Annotated in this window: 11 protein-coding genes; 1 reads left to right on the top strand and 10 read right to left on the bottom strand. The window is 46.4% G+C overall.

Going from position 1 to position 16,934, the window contains the following annotated elements:
• Positions 1–44: 44 nt before the first annotated feature.
• The 4 genes from BUB37_RS03470 to BUB37_RS03455 form a co-directional block, all read right to left on the bottom strand.
• Complete coding sequence (locus BUB37_RS03470; RefSeq protein WP_072988538.1) at positions 45–1,175, bottom strand: glycerate kinase; 1,131 nt, start codon at positions 1,173–1,175, stop codon at positions 45–47.
• An 8-nt stretch (positions 1,176–1,183) separates the two neighbouring features.
• Entirely contained in the window at positions 1,184–2,788 is a 1,605-nt protein-coding gene (locus BUB37_RS03465; RefSeq protein ID WP_072988534.1) for a sodium:solute symporter family protein, read from the bottom strand.
• A gap of 90 nt (positions 2,789–2,878) precedes the next feature.
• Positions 2,879–4,189, bottom strand: a complete 1,311-nt coding sequence (locus tag BUB37_RS03460; RefSeq protein WP_072989745.1) for an amylo-alpha-1,6-glucosidase — start codon at positions 4,187–4,189, stop codon at positions 2,879–2,881.
• A gap of 86 nt (positions 4,190–4,275) precedes the next feature.
• The gene (locus BUB37_RS03455) at positions 4,276–6,951 is read right to left on the bottom strand and encodes a TonB-dependent receptor (protein WP_072988531.1); all 2,676 of its coding nucleotides are present in this window, start codon (positions 6,949–6,951) and stop codon (positions 4,276–4,278) included.
• A 169-nt stretch (positions 6,952–7,120) separates the two neighbouring features.
• On the opposite strand from BUB37_RS03455, the gene BUB37_RS03450 reads away from it, so the two are divergent.
• Positions 7,121–8,149, top strand: a complete 1,029-nt coding sequence (locus tag BUB37_RS03450; protein WP_072989743.1) for a LacI family DNA-binding transcriptional regulator — start codon at positions 7,121–7,123, stop codon at positions 8,147–8,149.
• 73 nt (positions 8,150–8,222) lie between these two features.
• On the opposite strand, the gene BUB37_RS03445 is transcribed toward BUB37_RS03450, so the two are convergent.
• From BUB37_RS03445 to BUB37_RS03420, 6 genes are all read right to left on the bottom strand, one after another.
• A complete protein-coding gene (locus BUB37_RS03445) occupies positions 8,223–8,885 on the bottom strand; it encodes a hypothetical protein (protein ID WP_072988528.1) in 663 nt (220 codons plus the stop codon).
• Between the two features lie 142 nt (positions 8,886–9,027).
• On the bottom strand, positions 9,028–10,521 hold the full coding sequence (gene menE, locus BUB37_RS03440; protein ID WP_072988525.1) for an o-succinylbenzoate--CoA ligase: 1,494 nt from the start codon (positions 10,519–10,521) through the stop codon (positions 9,028–9,030).
• An 8-nt stretch (positions 10,522–10,529) separates the two neighbouring features.
• Positions 10,530–11,516 carry a 3-oxoacyl-ACP synthase III family protein gene (locus tag BUB37_RS03435; RefSeq protein ID WP_072988522.1) on the bottom strand — a complete coding sequence of 329 codons (987 nt, stop codon included), beginning with the start codon at positions 11,514–11,516 and terminating at the stop codon, positions 10,530–10,532.
• A gap of 20 nt (positions 11,517–11,536) precedes the next feature.
• Positions 11,537–13,993 carry a TonB-dependent receptor gene (locus BUB37_RS03430; protein ID WP_072988518.1) on the bottom strand — a complete coding sequence of 819 codons (2,457 nt, stop codon included), beginning with the start codon at positions 13,991–13,993 and terminating at the stop codon, positions 11,537–11,539.
• Between the two features lie 60 nt (positions 13,994–14,053).
• Positions 14,054–14,980 carry an alpha/beta fold hydrolase gene (locus BUB37_RS03425; protein ID WP_072988515.1) on the bottom strand — a complete coding sequence of 309 codons (927 nt, stop codon included), beginning with the start codon at positions 14,978–14,980 and terminating at the stop codon, positions 14,054–14,056.
• Positions 14,970–16,472, bottom strand: coding sequence for a sodium:solute symporter family transporter (locus BUB37_RS03420; protein WP_072988511.1), 1,503 nt, complete (start codon positions 16,470–16,472; stop codon positions 14,970–14,972). The genes BUB37_RS03425 and BUB37_RS03420 overlap by 11 nt, the downstream gene beginning before the upstream one ends.
• Positions 16,473–16,934: the final 462 nt, after the last annotated feature.

The following is a 16,934-nucleotide window of genomic DNA, read 5'->3' as shown; positions in this document are numbered from 1 at the left end:
AAAGCCAAGATGTTCGACATACCCCCTTTGGTCCTCTTCCATACTCATGGGGCGCCCAAAACTTTTGCAAAGTTATAGGTAGACTTGACCAAATTCGAATAACTGGATTCCATGGCCTCTTGTAGTGTTGTAATACCCTGTACGATGGCCGTTACGTAGTCTAGCCCTAGGGCCTCTTGCTGTTCTACCGTAATTTCAAGCGAACCACAAAGGGCCGCTACCGGTATATTTTTCCTTTGGGCCGACACCACTACGCCTTGGATCGTTTTTCCGGTAAGGGTCTGTGCATCCAAGCGGCCCTCCCCGGTTATGACCCAATCGCTCCCTTCGATGGCCCGATCAAAATGTGCCAGTTCCTTGATCAATTCGATCCCCGACGTCAATTGTCCGTTTAAAAAGGCCATGGCACCCCCTCCGATTCCTCCGGCGGCACCGGCTCCCTTTATGTTTTGCAGATCGATGCCGTATTGCCCCAATACGACTTCCGCATAGTTGCGCAGGCCCGCGTCTAACTGTTCTATTTCCTTATCGGTAGCCCCTTTTTGGGCGGCAAAAACATGGGCGGCCCCTTCCTTGCCGTAAAGCGGATTGTTTACATCACAGGCCACTTTTACCTCAACCTCCCGAAGCTTGGAATGTACCTTTGAGGCATCTATGCCTTTAATAGCCGACAGGCTACGGCCTATCGGTTTCAATTCGGCACCCTTGTCATCGAGAAACCGATATCCCAATGCCGAGGCCACGCCCATGCCCCCGTCGTTGGTGGCACTGCCACCGATACCCAAAATAATGCTTTTAGCACCCCTATCCAGGGCATGCGCCATAAGCTCCCCTGTTCCCAGACTAGTCGATTGCATACAATTTCTTTCATCGTCCTTCAGTAATTTAAGTCCCGATGCCTCGGCCATCTCTATATAGGCCACTCCATTTTCCCCGGCATATAGGTAAGGGGCCTCGATGGTTCGGAACAAGGGGTCGTGTACGTTTACCGCCACCGTTTCTCCCTTGAGGTAGTGCTTAATGACCTCCATGGTACCGTCACCGCCATCGGCCAAGGGCATTTTTACTATTTCCGCATCAGGAAAGACCATACGAAGTCCTTCCTCGACCGCATTGCAGAATTCAAAACCGGTCAACGAGCCCTTAAATTTATCGGGAGCGATTACGAATTTCATAGATTTGATCAATTAAGGATGTTAGGTAAAGATATACTGAACAAGACAATTGCAATAAAATAAGCGGCCAAAATCGCCACTTCCTTCTTACCTGCATAATAGACTACCTCAAGGCCTTCGTTGGCCTTTCGCTTGATTGTAAAACTTACCGCAAGTGCCACCAGAATGGTGACCAGACAGCCCAAGGCGTTCCACCAGAACCAAAAAATCTGCGGAACGTAGAGCCAGAGGTAAATATTGAACAATACGCCTACAACAATACCTATGTTGGCCCCCAGTGCGTGTGTCCTTTTAGTTAAAATGGCCAAGATAAAGGCTGCCAAAATCGGTCCGTAAAAAACCGAACTGATCTTATTGATCACCTCAATTACGGTACCCTCGATATTGCCCGCAAAAAAGGCAAAGAACAGACAAACAAGTCCCCAAAAAATAGACAACAATCTAGAATAGCCCATATATTTTTTATCGGACATACCCGGATTGAAACGTTTTACGAAATCTTCCATAGTTACCGCGGAAAGGGAGTTTACCGTTGAGCTCAAGGTCGACATGGCGGCCGACATAATGGCCACGATCAATATTCCGATTACCCCGTTTGGCAGGTACTTGATAATAAATACGGGCACCATTAGATCCGCTTTCTTTCCTTGCAAGGAACCGATATTGGCCTGGTAGACCGTTTCCATTTGTTCTTGAAAGCTTACATCCTGTAGTAACAGTGTGCCCAGTACAAGCCCCATGATACAATAGGTTAACGTAAAGGGAAAACGAAGGAGTCCGTTTGCCATCATCAGTTTCTTCAGGTTCGACATGCTACTTGAAGACAGCAGTCTTTGCGACTGTGTTTGATCCGTTCCATAATAGGAGGCATAAAGAAAAAAACCACCGATGACCATGGGCCAAAATCCGAATTCGTCGTTTCCGTCGGCATTATTAAAGCCCCATTTACCAAAATCTACAGCTGTAATACGATCTTGGTCTACATGGGTAAGGAAATTATCTATTCCACCGAGTTCGCCAAAACCGTAGTAAAGGCAGATAACTATGCCCAAAAAGAGAATGCCCATTTGTATTACATCGCCCCATATCACTGCTTTCATGCCGCCCTGAAAAGAGTAGACCATGGTAATAAGGCCGATGATCAGAATGGAAATCCAAAAATCCAATTGAATGGTAGCCTGTAAGATCAAGGCCATTGTATAGACCATAACCCCCGTCGCCACTGAACGGCTTATCTGAAAGACAAAACTGATCAACAAGCGCGAAGAGGCATCAAAGCGTTTCTCAAGGTATTCATAAACGCTAACGATCCCCGACTTATAAAGGGTGGGCAAGAGGGCGATCAATAAAAAAGCCATGGCCAGGGGCACCCCAAACTCATAGGTGAGCCATTGCATACCGCCACCGTCCTTAAGGCCTACGAAGGCGGGTGCGGAAATAAAGCTTATGGCCGAAAGTTGGGTCGCCATGGCCGACAGGCTCAAAGGCAGCCATGAGGTTTTGCGTCCTCCCAAAAAATAGTCGCCCCCCGAGTTGTTTTCCTTGAACAGGAAGCCCAAGCCCAGAAACCCGGCCAAATAAACGACAATTACGATATAATCTAAATAGTTCATACAACAAGCTTGTTTTTTATACGAGAGCCCCCCTTCCAATTTCAATCGGGAAAATACAGACTAGGATTTTTACAGGTATCTACACCCAAATCAATTCTTCAAAAGATCGATCAACAAGGCGGCGCTCCATGAAAAATTACTACCGCCGTATCCCCTTCGATTCGGCTCACCATTGTCTTTTCGACAATCAAAATACTCATAAAAACCGTCGCGTTCGATCAATTCTATAGAATCCTTCCTCATACGCTCGGCGATCTTTAAAAAACCGTAATTTTTGAGTCCGTAGTACAGCATCCAATTCATATTGATCCAAACGGGGCCCCTCCAATACTTTCGCGGATCAAACCGTTCATCCGTCGGGTCGAAGGAAGCACATAAATATTTATCGTCGCCGCCAAACCTTTCGAGCATGGTTTTCACCAAAATAGCCGCTCGGTCTTGATCGGGTATTTTAGCGAACAGGGGAGAGAATGAAGACGAAGTAACATGCCGGATCGGACGGTCATTTCTAAGATCATAGTGTACATAGGCCCCTAAGGCTTCATCAAAAAGTTTTTCGTTACAGCCCCGTATGCTTTTTTCCTGCCATTGTTTGAGCTGCCTTATTTTTTCGGTATTGTTTCCGATAAGCCCATACAGTTCGATCAAGGCCTCGTTCGATTTGATCAGCATGGCATTGAACAAAGGGTCTTGTACCAAGAAGGGTGACAACTCGGCTATCTTGGCATCGTCATATCGATGTTCCTTGGCAATATCTATAAGGTAAAGATAGTGGTCGTATTCCCTGTTGGAAGGCCTTTGGGAAACATCTACGTGGGTAGTATCCTTTCGTTTTACGTCGTAATGCGGAGGGTTCATGGTTTCCCAAATAGCGTCCCAAACGGGCGAGTTGTCCGTTCCCGACTCCCAATTGTGATATATGTACATCAAGCCTTCGTTGTTCGGGTCTCTATGGGTATAGAAGTAAGCGTGATTCTGGTAGACCTTATCGATATGTTCTTCGATAAACCTTAGCAGGTCTTGCTTATCATCCGCGATCCGGTACATTTCTTGAAGCACAAAGCCCGTTACCGGGGGTTGGGTCATACCGGTAGACCTATATTTTTTAGAAGACTGCGGGTGTAAATTCGACTGATGGAAATCAGCCCCCGGAAAATAGGAGTCATTCTCGGTATGAAAAACAATGTGCGGTATAAATCCGTTGTCCCATTGGGCCTTTAGCAAGGTTCCGATTTCCGCTTTGGCCTTTTCCATATCGTAATGGGCAAAACCTATCGCGATAAAGCCCGAGTCCCATTTCCATTGAAACGGATACAAACCTTTACTGGGAATGGTAAAGCCTTCGGCCTGAAAATTGCCATTCAAAACTTCCTTGGCACGCTGTGTCAAATTTTCGATCATAATTTTTATTTGGTAAAAAGACATTGGCGGCCCTTTGATTCGCCAATGTCTTTTTTGAGTAAACTAACTTTCTAACTCTATTTGTCTTAAAAATTAAAGGTAGCGGTCAAGAAGAACCTTCTGGGCAGGATCGGCCGACCGACAAAGAATTCCGATTCGCTCTGCCCGGCAACGCCCGCTCTCGGATTACCTTCTGTAATACCCGAGCTATCGAAAAGATTGAAAACCGAGAAACCAAGGCGTAGCGACTGGTTGTTTTCGAGTTCCCCAAAAGTGTACCCAGCTCCCAAGCGTCCAATATTTATCGCATCGAGCTCAATATTATTGGTGTCGTCGGTAAATTTTTTACCGGTATGGTTGACACCGAAGTTGGCATCGATTACAGAATTATCGTAGTAAAGGCCCAGGCCTCCCAAAAAGTTGGGCTGTCTTGCCAGCTCATTGCCCACGTTGGCTTCGGTAGATGTACCGTTCACCAGGTCAAAATTGGTATTTTTGGTTATTTCATGGGCTTGATAGGTGGCGGTACCCCGTAGGTTTAGGTTTTCGACAAGGGTGTAATCCCACGTTGCCTCCAAACCTATGGTCCGTGTGTTTTGCTCTGCCCTGGTCTCATCGATCAGTTGGCCGCCAACAATGGCCTGACGAATGGAAACCCTGTCGGTCAGCCCCACGTAATACCCCGCAATTGACCCCGAAAACCTCTCGTTTCCAAATTTTGCCCCCGCTTCGAACTGGATTATATTTTCAGGGTCGTACTTACTTTCATCAATACCGGGAACGGGGGTAAAACCTCTAAGTTGCGGAAAGAAATAGCCTTTTGAAAAGTTGGCGTACAAATTCGTGGTCTCTGTCAGTTCATAAAGACCCGCCAAGGAAAGGGCCCAAGCATCGGCACTTACCTTTGTTCTTAAAAAAGTACCGTCGGCCGATTGTACATCACTTAGTTCGGCGGTGATATCGGCATCGGTATAAACGGTTTCGGAATAGATGCCGCCGCGGCTATTTTCGCCATCGGTATGTTCCCAACGAAAGCCTACGTCAAAGCGCCATTTATCGGCAATGATCTCATCGGTCAGATACAGGGCGACCCTGTTTTGCGACAAGAAGTTGTTTGAGGTCTGGCCAATACGGTCGTAAAGGCCTCCCTGCGAATAGATAACATTGTTGCCGTCGGCATCGACATAACTCAAGTTCACCAATTGAGGGTTGTTGTTGAACTCGGTCAATACCCGATACTGATAGTTTACGTCTTCGGCCTCACTTCGCGCTATAAATGAACCCAGGGTAATGTTATGGCTTCCACCGTTGGAGGTGTTGATCGTTTTTGTAAGATTGATTTCACCAGAATAGTCGGTCATGGGTCGCAAGCGATCTACATGTAGGTTGTCGATTACCAAATCGGAACCGTTGATCTGGGCTCCGGACCCACTTTGATATGTGGCCGTATACCCTTGGTTGGCCGGAGCGATACTCTCTACATAGTTGTCAAGGCTAATCGGGTTACCGTTGTTTCCGTTTCCTGCCACGTAGAGCGCGAAGTTATGTTTGTAGTTGGCGTACCTTATTTTTGATTGTAGTTTAAGGTCGTCGTTGAAGCGATAGTTGAAATCGCCCAAGAGGTAACCTCCCGTAGTCGATACCCCGTCTGCAATGGGACTCTGATACATTCCCCCCGGGGTATTAAAGGAGGTATTGGCCAATGCTCCGGTAAGTAATTGCTCTACCGGCTCGCCATCGTTGCCATTGATCCGTTCGCGGCTTCCTCCCGAAAGGGGTATGGGCAGATAGAATTGGGCATTGTCATTTATAAACTGGCCATGGATCGTAAACGACCCCTTATCAAATTTCTTTTTAATATTGCCGCGAAACTGTACACCCTTGGTAGGCAGACCGACATCGATGGGCCCGCGATCATGTCGAACAAAACCTGTAAACGCATAGTAGGTGTTCGAGTCTTCACCACCCAGTTGGCCTCCGCTATAGAAATCGGTTTTTATCCTTCCTTGGTCGGCCACCTCTAGGTTAATGACATTACCGGGGTTGGTATCCCCGGTTTTACTGGTATAGTTGATGATTCCGGCCACAGATCCGGCACCGTACAGTACAGCTGCACCCCCACGAACGAATTCCACACCCTTGAAACCGATATCGGGCCTGGCATAGACATCGTGGGCCGAAGAGTTGAGTCCGAAAGAACTGATCAAGGGCATACCATCGTATTGCAAGGGGTTAAAAACGTATTGCCCCCCAGAGGGAAGTCCCCTTACGAATATATTACTTGCCGTTTCACCTCCACCACCTTCCGCGGTAATGCCCGGTACGCTTCTTAAAATATCGGCTTGGCTATTGGCCGACAATTTGGTTATTTCCTTCATTTTAACGGAGCTTATCGAAAGGGGCGCCTGTTTCTGTGAACGAAAGGTACTCGAAGCGGTAAGAACAACCTCATCTAACTGCTGCCCGCCTTCCTGCATGACAAATTCAACGGTCAACGGACTACCGTTAAGGTCGATCGTTTGCTCTACAGTGGTAAAACCGAGGTAAGAAGCCCTAAGTACTTGGCTACCCATAAGATCGGTAGTAAATGTAAAATTTCCATCAAAATCGGAGGTGGTACCCGAAGTACTTCCCACGATAAAAATATTCGCTCCGGGAATCGGTTCGCCAGCGCTGTCGGTAACGCTACCGCTGATATCGGTCTGGGCAAAGGAATGAATTGCGGTCAATAGCCCCATTACCGCAAAAATAATTTTTTTCATAATGTTAAAATTTGTAGTGAGTTGAGTTAAAAATTCATTAAACAATAAATTGAGGGGTGAAATTATTCGAATACCATAACCATATGACAAAATTTTTGCGCATTTCGTATGCAAACGTTACCGCAAACGTTTGCAAAAAGATTATTTTTGATTTTATAATTGATTGAATGTGAGCAAAAAGAGAAACATCACCCTAAAAGAACTCGCCCAAGAACTGAACCTATCGATTTCAACCGTCTCGCGTGCGTTGAACGACCACCCCGATATCAGTATCGAAACCAAGGAACGCGTACAGAAGTTGGCCAAGCAATTGCACTATGCCCCCAACTTGTTCGCCAGGGGCTTTCGATCGCATGAAACCTATATGTTGGGAGTAATCGTGCCCAATATCTCCCATATGTTTACCTCGACCATCTTAAAGGGCATTCTAGAGGAAGCGGAGCTTAGGGGCTATCGGGTAATCATATCGGAATCAAAGAACAGTGAGACCAAGCAAATAGAGATGCTGCGGACCATGAACCAGTTCGGGGTAGACGGTATTTTAATGTCTTTGGCCAGAAAAACCACCAGGGTAGATGAAGTCTTAAACGTTTTGGAAAGGGTACCCATCGTTTTGTTCGATAAGGTGTCGAGCAAGGTGCCCTGCACTCAAATAGTAATCAACGAAGAGGAAGCTGCCTTTAATGCCGTTGAGCACCTGATCGAACTAGGTAAGCAAAGAATTGCCATAATTAAGGAAACCGAGAATTCCTATAATTCGGAAAAACGCTACGCCGGTTATTTGAGGGCCCTCAACCATCACGGACTTCCCATTCGCAAAAAGATCATTCAAAGTACCGAGGATATATCCATAGCCAATGGCCGGCGTTTGACCAACATACTGCTCAGCCTAAAAAAACGGCCGGATGCCATTTTTGCCATTACCGACAACGCCGCCATCGGGGCCATCAAGGCCCTGCATAAACTCAACATTAAAATACCCGATGAAGTGGCCGTAGTCGGTTTTAGCAACTCGGTCAACTCAACGATCATACAGCCTGCCCTAACGACCGTAGACCAACCAGGGGATAGAATTGGCCGCACCGCCGTAAAATTCTTGATCGACGAAATCAAAAACCCCAAAAACGAAATCGTTACCAAAACGGTAGAAATAAAAACCAATCTTATTGTAAGGGATTCTTCACTAGGCACCAATTGACAGCAACTGCTAAAAAAATGAAAGTCTTTGCTATTTTCGACCCATACTTACGGACCCATGGTGGGCAATCGGTTTATTGGGCCTTAAAATACCTGTCGAGCTTTGTTTCATAATCTTCCTCTATACTTATGAGATAGATTGCCGCCCATAATCTGTTTTTCGGAACATTAAAATCAAAATTTGCGTGGTTTTTGACAAAGCCATATGCAGAGCCCGCACTTAGGTTTCCAACATCGCCCATTTGCTTTCGTAGGGATAGAAAATACGGATCGTTTTTTCCAATTTCGCCCATATAGTCCATGTACTTACCAAACGGCCTTAATTTGAGGGATTTGAAGTTTTTAAGGTTGCGATAGACGGTATCCTTATAGCGTAGTACACCACTGTGGTCTTCAAATTTCCAGACAGCATTGAAGAGAGAGGCATCCACAGCTTCCAAGAATTTATATTTTTCCTCCTCCTGAAAAGGCACCTTATCCCCTGGAGGCTTTGCGGCCTTATCATTAAAAAGCGCCATTTCCTCCAAAAAAAGATGATAGGCCTCATTGGCATCGGCCGTATCCCTTCCTTCTAAAACCCTATGGTCAACGTACCTAACTATGGATTCCAAGCCCTGTATCTGGCTTGGGTTAAAAATTTCGATCAAAAGTTTATCGCCACCTAGGTCGATTCCTTTTTGGCAAAACCCTTGTGGCACGGCCAACAACAAGAGTAAAAAAAATGCACCTGTTTTCATCGTATTTCAAGGTAACGAATAAACATTGCCCTGCCAAATAAACGTGGGGCATAGCCCCTATCCTTTTACGATTGTTCCATAATTGGGCATTCATAAGCTAAAAAACCCCCGACGTTTGTCGGGGGATATATATTTTAATGAACTATGGGGTAAGCTGTTGTTTTAGGAAGTCGGACTTGACCCTTTTTCGGTCCAGTTTGCCCGTTTCGTTCTTGGGGATGTTTTTCACAAAATAGAATTCCGAGGGAATCTTAAACTTGGCCAAATGCGTTTTGCAAAAGCTTTTAAGCTCCTCTTTGTCGGGCTGGGGCTCCGCTACCAGAAAGGCCACGCCGCATTCGCCCCACTTTTTGTGCGGCCCGGCGATGACAACGGCTTCCCGTATGTTCGGGTGCTGTAGCAAGGCCCGTTCCACTTCGGCAGGGTATACGTTTTCACCACCACTGATGTACATGTTCTTTTTGCGGTCCATAATATAGATAAAGCCCTCATCATCCATTCTTCCAATGTCGCCGGTGCGCAGCCAATGGCCCATTTTTGCCGCCTTGGTGGTTTCAGGATTCTTCCAATATCCGGGCATGACCATAGGGCCACCGATCAATATTTCACCGGGGGTGTCGGTAGGGGCTTCGTTTCCGTCTTCCCCTAAAATTTTTACATCCACATAAAAATTGGGCTTACCGATAGAGCCCTGCTTTCTATGGGCATCGTCTTGGTGCAAAGAGGTCAGGTTGGGGCCGGCTTCCGTAAGTCCGTAACCCTGTCTGATAGGTACGTTTTTACGGTGGAAGGTTTCGATAAGGTTCAGTGGCATACTTTCCCCGCCTACCACAATATAGTGCAGGCAGCTTATGTCGGCCCTTGTAAATTCCGGTAGTTCGGCCATCATTTTTAGCATGGTGGGCACGGCCATGAACAGGTCTAGCCGTTCCTCTACAATACAGTTGAGCACGGCAAGGGCATCAAACTTTTTGAACATGATTACCGTACCGCCACGATGCAGCACGGGCGTTAAAAGTACGTTCCAACCGCCGGTATGGAACAGCGGCATGCAGTTGAGCGTAACGGTGTCGTTATTGATCAATAGGCTCTGGGTGGTGTTTATACTGTTCCAAAAAAGCATTTTATGGGTATAGAGAATCCCTTTGGGAAGGCCCGTAGTGCCACTAGTGTACAGTATAAATAGGGGCGCGTCTTCGGTGAGTTGCGGCTCGAAGGCCAAAGGCGCCTCTTTCTCCGTAAAATTATACACCGATGCCAGGTCTGCGAATTCGGTCTTGGTCGTAAGGTCTTTAAGGTCGACACAACCATCGGTATAGGCCAATTTGCACTGCGAGTCGGTCAGCAGCGCCTCCATTTCCTTGGATGCCAATCTAAAATTTATGGGCACCAAGATGATGCCCGTCTTTTGGGCGACGGCAAAAAGAATCACTTGGGCCAGGTGGTTTTCGGCAATAATCGCCACCCGGTCGCCCATGGCCATTTGGTAACGTTCCCGTAGGTGTTGTGCCAAGGCATTCGCCGCCGTATCTATTTCTTTATACGTGAGGCTCCTACCCGAAACGGGGTCTTTGACCGCCGTTTTATTGGGGTGGTAGTCCGCCCACTTGTTAAACCAATCAAACGTATTGAACATGGGTATTCTTATAGTATAAATGCATTTGCCGCAAAGGCCAGTCCTCCTCCTGATCCGATAAAAAACAGGGTGTCGCCCTCTTTTACTTTTCGCTGTTCCCATGCCTCGTGAAAGGCCATCGGTATACAGGCCGAACCCGTATAGCCATAATGGTGCATCACGGTATGGGCCTTGTTCTGGTCCACATCCAAGATACGAAGGGTTTCCTTAATGGCATTGATATTGATTTGGGTAATAAAAAATTGAGCTACTTCCCCTATGTCGATATTCATGTTGCCGGCAAGCTCTTTGGCCAGGCCGCTCCACATATTGGGATTCAGTTCGGGCGGAAATTTCTTCACGAACTTCAGTTTGTGGTCCTTTTGTTGCAATACCTTGTCCGAGATGGGGTTTTTGGTGCCTCCACCGTAAATGCCCATCCAATCGGTATACTGCCCTTGCGAGATGAGCTTTCCGGTTTGGTGCCCCTTGTTCTTCTCGTCGGTGGCCGTGAGTACCACGGCCCCGGCGCCATCGGCAAATAGGGTTACGGTCTTCTTGTCCGTCTTGTTTAAATATTTGCTCATGGCATAGGCGCCTACGACCAGTACGTTGTTTACCGATCCGCTGCGGATGTAGTGGGTGGCCGTTTCGGTGGCCGTCACAAAACCTGCACAGGCGGCATTTAGGTCAAAAGTACCTGCGTTTTTGGCCCCCAAACGGTGTTGCAATACTGCGGCCGTTGACGGTGAAATGTATTCCGGGGTATCGGTGGCTACGATAATAAGGTCTATTTCCGTTGCTTTCAGTCCCGCATTCTGCAGGGCTTCCGAAGCGGCACCGTGGCATAGGTCGGCCGTAGACTCGTTCTCTTTGCACCATCTACGTTCGTAAATCTGTACGTTTTCTCGTAACCAGGTATCCACATCCTCGCCCAACAACTCGTTAAAATAGGCATTGGGGAGTATTTGATCGGGAACGTACATCCCCGAGGCAATGATCTTTGCGTTCTTCATAAATATTATTTGTAAGGGGCTTAATCCAAATGAATTTTTGTTTCCAGAACATAGAGTCCGCGTGTGGGAGGTGCAGCGGTAAACTCGCGCAGCTCGTTGTTGAACAGGTTGGTGGCTGCCAAGGAAACGGTAACCTTGTCGCTTACCTTGTACCCGATATTCAGGTCCATGGTAACAAAGCCGCCCAAGGGGCCGTAGTTATAGGCATCTCCACTAGGTGCATCCTCAACAATGGGAACCCCTCTGTAGGTCATCCCCGGAAGGGTCTCGGAAGCGATCTGGAAACTGGAGAAGTAATTGTACTTCTGTACGGCCCTTCCGAAAACGGAACCGAAGAAGCGCGAACCGTAATAGTTGATACCGAGTCCGCCCTTGTTTTTCGGAGCATTGACCAAGAAATCGAGGAAGTTGACCTCACCATCGTTATTAAAGTCGTTTTCCATATTGTCCTCGTCAAAGGAATAATCGAAATAGGAATAATTGGCCGTCATGCTCCATTCCGGGGAAAAGGAATAGGTAAGGCTAAGGTCGGCCCCGTAGGTATTCACTTCCCCAAAATTGATGTAGGTAGCCACCAATCCGTTATACACCCCATAGGCGGCCTGTACCTCTTCTATCTGGGTATCGCCACGATGGGTGGTAACGCCCACGACGGTAACGGGACTCAAAAAGTCTTTGTTTACATTGTAGTATGCATTGATATCGGTATACAGTTTATCTGCAAGGGCACCGCGGTAACCAATTTCATAGGTGCTTACCTTTTCTACGTCCTGGGGATCTACCTTGGAGCCATCGGCCAAGGTAAAGCCCTCGGCGTTACCCAGAATAAGTCCCCCAAAAAGGTTTCCGTACATGTTCAGAATGGTAGGTGCGGCGATCCCCTGCCCGTAGGTAAGCCTAAAGCTTCCTTTTTCCATCTCTTTTGAAAGTCCGAGTTTGGGAATAAAATTGGTGCCGTAAATATCGTGGTTGTCCACCCGTGCGGCGGCAAGCGCCTTGAATCCGCTACCAAAATCATAATTCAGGTGCAGGTAGCCGCCAAGCTGTGCCACATCGATGGTGTCGTCTTCGTTCTCGTCTAAAAGATAGGTGCCCAAACTATTGGCCATATCCTTTTGGTATTGGATACCTGTAATCAGTTCCAGGTTTTCGAACAGGGTATTGCTGTATTGCACTTCCGCGTTCCATCGTTTTGAATCGTCCTTAAAGCGGGCTCCACTGAGATAGGAAAATTCACCTGCAGCTTCCTCGGGACTCAATCCTGAATCGATACCCACATAATATTGCTTTGTACGGTCGTCTATGGAATAGGTATCATCGGTCTTACTCGTGGTAAAATAGGTCTGTGCAAAGAAGTTCTTGGTGTTGAACCGCAGTTGAAAGACATTGATGCGCCAATCTATAATCTGGTTTCTACCCACATTGGTAGGTGAAAGGTAGGTACTGTTGCTATGGCCGTAGGTAGCGATAAGGTCGGTACCCGCCTTTGGGGTAAAATAGGCACTTGCCTCGGTCTTAAAGAATTCGACGTTGTTGTCGAGTTCAAATTCTTCATAGGCCTCTTTAACACCGTCCATTCCCGGACTTCCATCGGCCAACTTACGGTCGATGTAAACCGAATCGGCATAGTGGAATTCCTTGGCCTTGGTGTATTCACCGGTGGCCTTGAAGGCCCATTTATCGTTAAACTTTTTGGCAAATCGCAACCTTCCCGAATAATAGGCGTCACCATCCCCGGTAACCCCAAGGTTGCCGGCAACCGTCAGCCCTTCGTGTTTACGAGGGTCTTTGGTAATGGTATTGATGAGTCCGTTATGGGCATTGGGACCGTAAAGTGTGGCATTCGGGCCCAAGATGAGTTCTACCTGCTCCGTATCTTCCTTGATCGTGGTGGTCAAAGGCCCCATGGGAAGCCCCGTAGCGATCAAGGACGAAAAACGATTGTCTACCACCTGAAGGTTTTTGGAGTTGAAATTGGAATTAAAGCCTCGAATATTAAAGGCCGGTGCGGCAATACCCGCCCTAAAGTAATCGACCCCTTTTTTGCGGGCCAACAGCTCTGCAGGATTACCTGCATAACGGTCTATTTCACGGGCTCCGATGGTGATGACGGTGGCGATGGAACTGGTCAATTTTTCGGCCTTCTTTGATCCGGAATATACTACTACCTCGTCGAGAAAACTAGCAGGGGACAGTACAAAATCTATCGTGGTGGCCCCGGAGACCTCCACATTTTTTGAGGAAGCCGAAAAACCGACGTACGAAGCCTCGAGCAAGACCTTTCCCGTAGGCAGTGAAAGTTCGTAGTTACCATCCATATCGGCAGTGGTTCCCACCCCGAGTTCAATGGCATATACGGTGGCACCCGATAAACCTATGCCCTCCTCATCGGTGACCTTTCCGGTAACCGTGACTTCTTGTGCGTTCAGGGCTATACAGCCTACAAAGAACAGCATCATTACAGCTAAATGTTTCATTTTCGTTTGGTTTTATGAGTTAATTGATTTTAAATTTTGTTGTTGTATTTCTGTTTTAGATTACTTGTCGTCTATTGTTTCGATAATACAGGTGTTTACGGCATCACTTTGGTCCCAGAGCACAAAATGGCCGGCTTCGTCCAACTGTTGTATTTTAATTTTTGGATAATCTGTGCGTAGTTTTTCCAAGAGGTCATCCAAGCTAAGTTGGGGATGAAGCATCTTGTTCGGTATCAGCATGTCGTTCTTGCCATAAATGACCTGTATCGGCACTTTTATATCCGCTATCTTATCGTATACCGGTTCGGCTAGCATGGCATGGATACTGCGTACGACGGTAGATACATAGGTCTTGTATTTTTCGGTGTCCTCTTTGATTTTGAACCGATCGTTGACCATAAATTGGGCGTCATCGGGAACCTTGGCTCCATAAAAATTGATATCGAAGTTTTGTTGGATCTGCGCATCTGTAAGATTAAGGTACAGCTGATCGTTGACCACGGCTTGGAACCAGTTTTTGTCCTCTTGGGTAAACTGTTCCAGACCGGCGGGGGCCAACAATACCACATTTTTCAACCACTCGGGTTGTTGTGAAGCGGCCAATTGCAAGGCTATTTGTCCCCCCATGGAATGTCCTACCAAGGTTACATGGCTATATTTTTTTAGAGTGATAAATTCTGAAACAACCTTGGCATAATTATCCATACCCGGTACAAAGTCTCCCAATGTGGTATTCCCAAAACCGGGAAGGTCCAAGGCGACCACCCTTGCTTTTTCCGACAAGGCCGGAATGTTCTTTTGATAGGCCTTGGCGTTGCTGCCCAAACCATGGATCAAAACCACGGTATGGTCTCCAGTGCCGGCTTCATGGTAACTTAGGGTGATATTACTGGTTGGCAACAATAGTTCCGATGACTTTATTTCTTGGCTCATAAGCGTAGAAAGGGTTAGAAAAATGAGGGCCGAAAACAAATACTTAACTTTCATGGGACATGGTTTTCATAGGTTTGACTAGATAAATGGCCGTGCCCACCGCCGTAGACACCATCAAGGCAATAGCCGATGCGATGGCGGGGTTTTTTACCGTGGCCCCTTCCATATAGGGCGTCAATTCCAGATAATAGATACCAAAATGGACGACTACCGCCACAATAGAGGAAACAATGGGGATATATCTGTTGGTGGTCTTTGTAAAAATGCCGAAAAACACGGGTACAAAGGCGGCCGAGAAAAAGGCATATACCCCATTTTGTGCAAAAATGCCCACACTTAAACTGGGGTTTACCAATTGCCCGTAAGAGAGTATAATGGCCGCAATCGCCACCAAAAAAGTAATGGCCCTATTTACATGGATGGCGCTGATGCCCTCTCTGTATCGGCCCACGATCGGCATGACCAAATCGTTGGTCAAGGTGGTGGGAATGGACTGTATCAATCCCTCTAAGGTGGAGAGCCCCGCAGCGATCAATCCCAAAATCACAAGAATACCTACGTAGATGGGAAAACGGTCTACCACGTAGGCGGGGATGATGCCGTCCATTGTCAATAATTGGCCGCCATCCATGAGGTCGGGAAAATTTAGACGGGCGTAAAACCCGGTAATCACGACCGAAAAGAAGATGACCAATAGCAAGATTGAATAAACCAAAAACCGATTTACTTGCTTGTCTTTTTTAATGAGTAGCGATTTGGTCAAAATATGAGGTTGACAAACAATGGCGATCCCTACGATGGCATTGCAGACGACCACTTCAAAGAAATCGCGAAAAAGGGGGCTGGACCCGTTAAAGGTTTTGGTCAAGTTGGGGTCTATTGCGTTCAACCTGGAAAGTATCGACTCCCCGCCACCCGCAAAAAAGTATTCCGCACCCGAGCCCAACAACAATACGGCAACAACGACCATCATGATGGCTTGCAGCGAATTGGTATAGACCATGGAGTTGGCACCGCCGGCCAACATATAGGAAAACACCACGGCCACCAGAATAATTAAAATGGTAAGCTCATCGGCCGACACGGCCTTGGCAATTACCTTGGTGATCCCAACACAGATCAATACAATAAACGTTATCAAAAGGGTGCTTAAAAGCCCGAAAAACAATTTCAGAAAAGAAGACCCATAACGTTTGCCCACCCAATCGGCAATGGTCAGCGACTTAACGTTAATGCCGTATTGCCGGAACCTTTTCATGAGTACTACCAAGGCTACAAAAATGGCCAAGGGCATCACGACCCCAAAGGCAAGGTAGGCGCTTAGTCCGTACAGAGAAATAAAGCCCGGATTGATGATAAACGTGGCTGCACTGGTCAAGGAAGCCGCCAAGGAAAGGGCTACCGAGAACGAAGAAAACGATTTACTCCCCAAGGCGTAGGTTTCTATATTTTCGTCCTTTATTCTTGACTTTATGACCAAATAACATAATACGGCCAAAAAGGCCAGCAGCGATATAAGTGTTATTTGTGGGTAATATTCGTTCATTCGTAATATATTGACCTATTTTTTACGTAATCGATATTTAAGGGTTGACTAAATATAGAAACAAAGAAATTTACTATTCGTCTTTATATTTCAGTTTTATGATATGGACTTTTTTCGATTTTTAAATTGGCCTAACAACGTTTCGTGAAGAATAAAAAGGGTTTTAGAAAGGGAAGAAAAGGCTTCAATTTACCGTAAACTACTGAAAAAACAGTTGTTACATACAATACCGGAAACAGTAAAAAATTTTTGTGACACTACGGATGAAGAATCAAATGGATGAAATACGGATTTCGAAGAGTGACCTGAACATCAATATTAATCAAAAGTCAATATCTAATTTTATATATTTAAAACACTGATTGTAAATAATATAAAATATTAAACACCCACTTATTAAAATATAGTCAATAGCAATTAATTCAATTTTTATAATTTCATGCTATAAATAAAACGATAGCT

Origin of the sequence: Pseudozobellia thermophila, assembly GCF_900141855.1 — a bacterium.
Taxonomy (GTDB): Bacteria; Bacteroidota; Bacteroidia; order Flavobacteriales; family Flavobacteriaceae; genus Pseudozobellia; species Pseudozobellia thermophila.
This window is presented reverse-complemented; position numbering and strand designations above follow the sequence as displayed.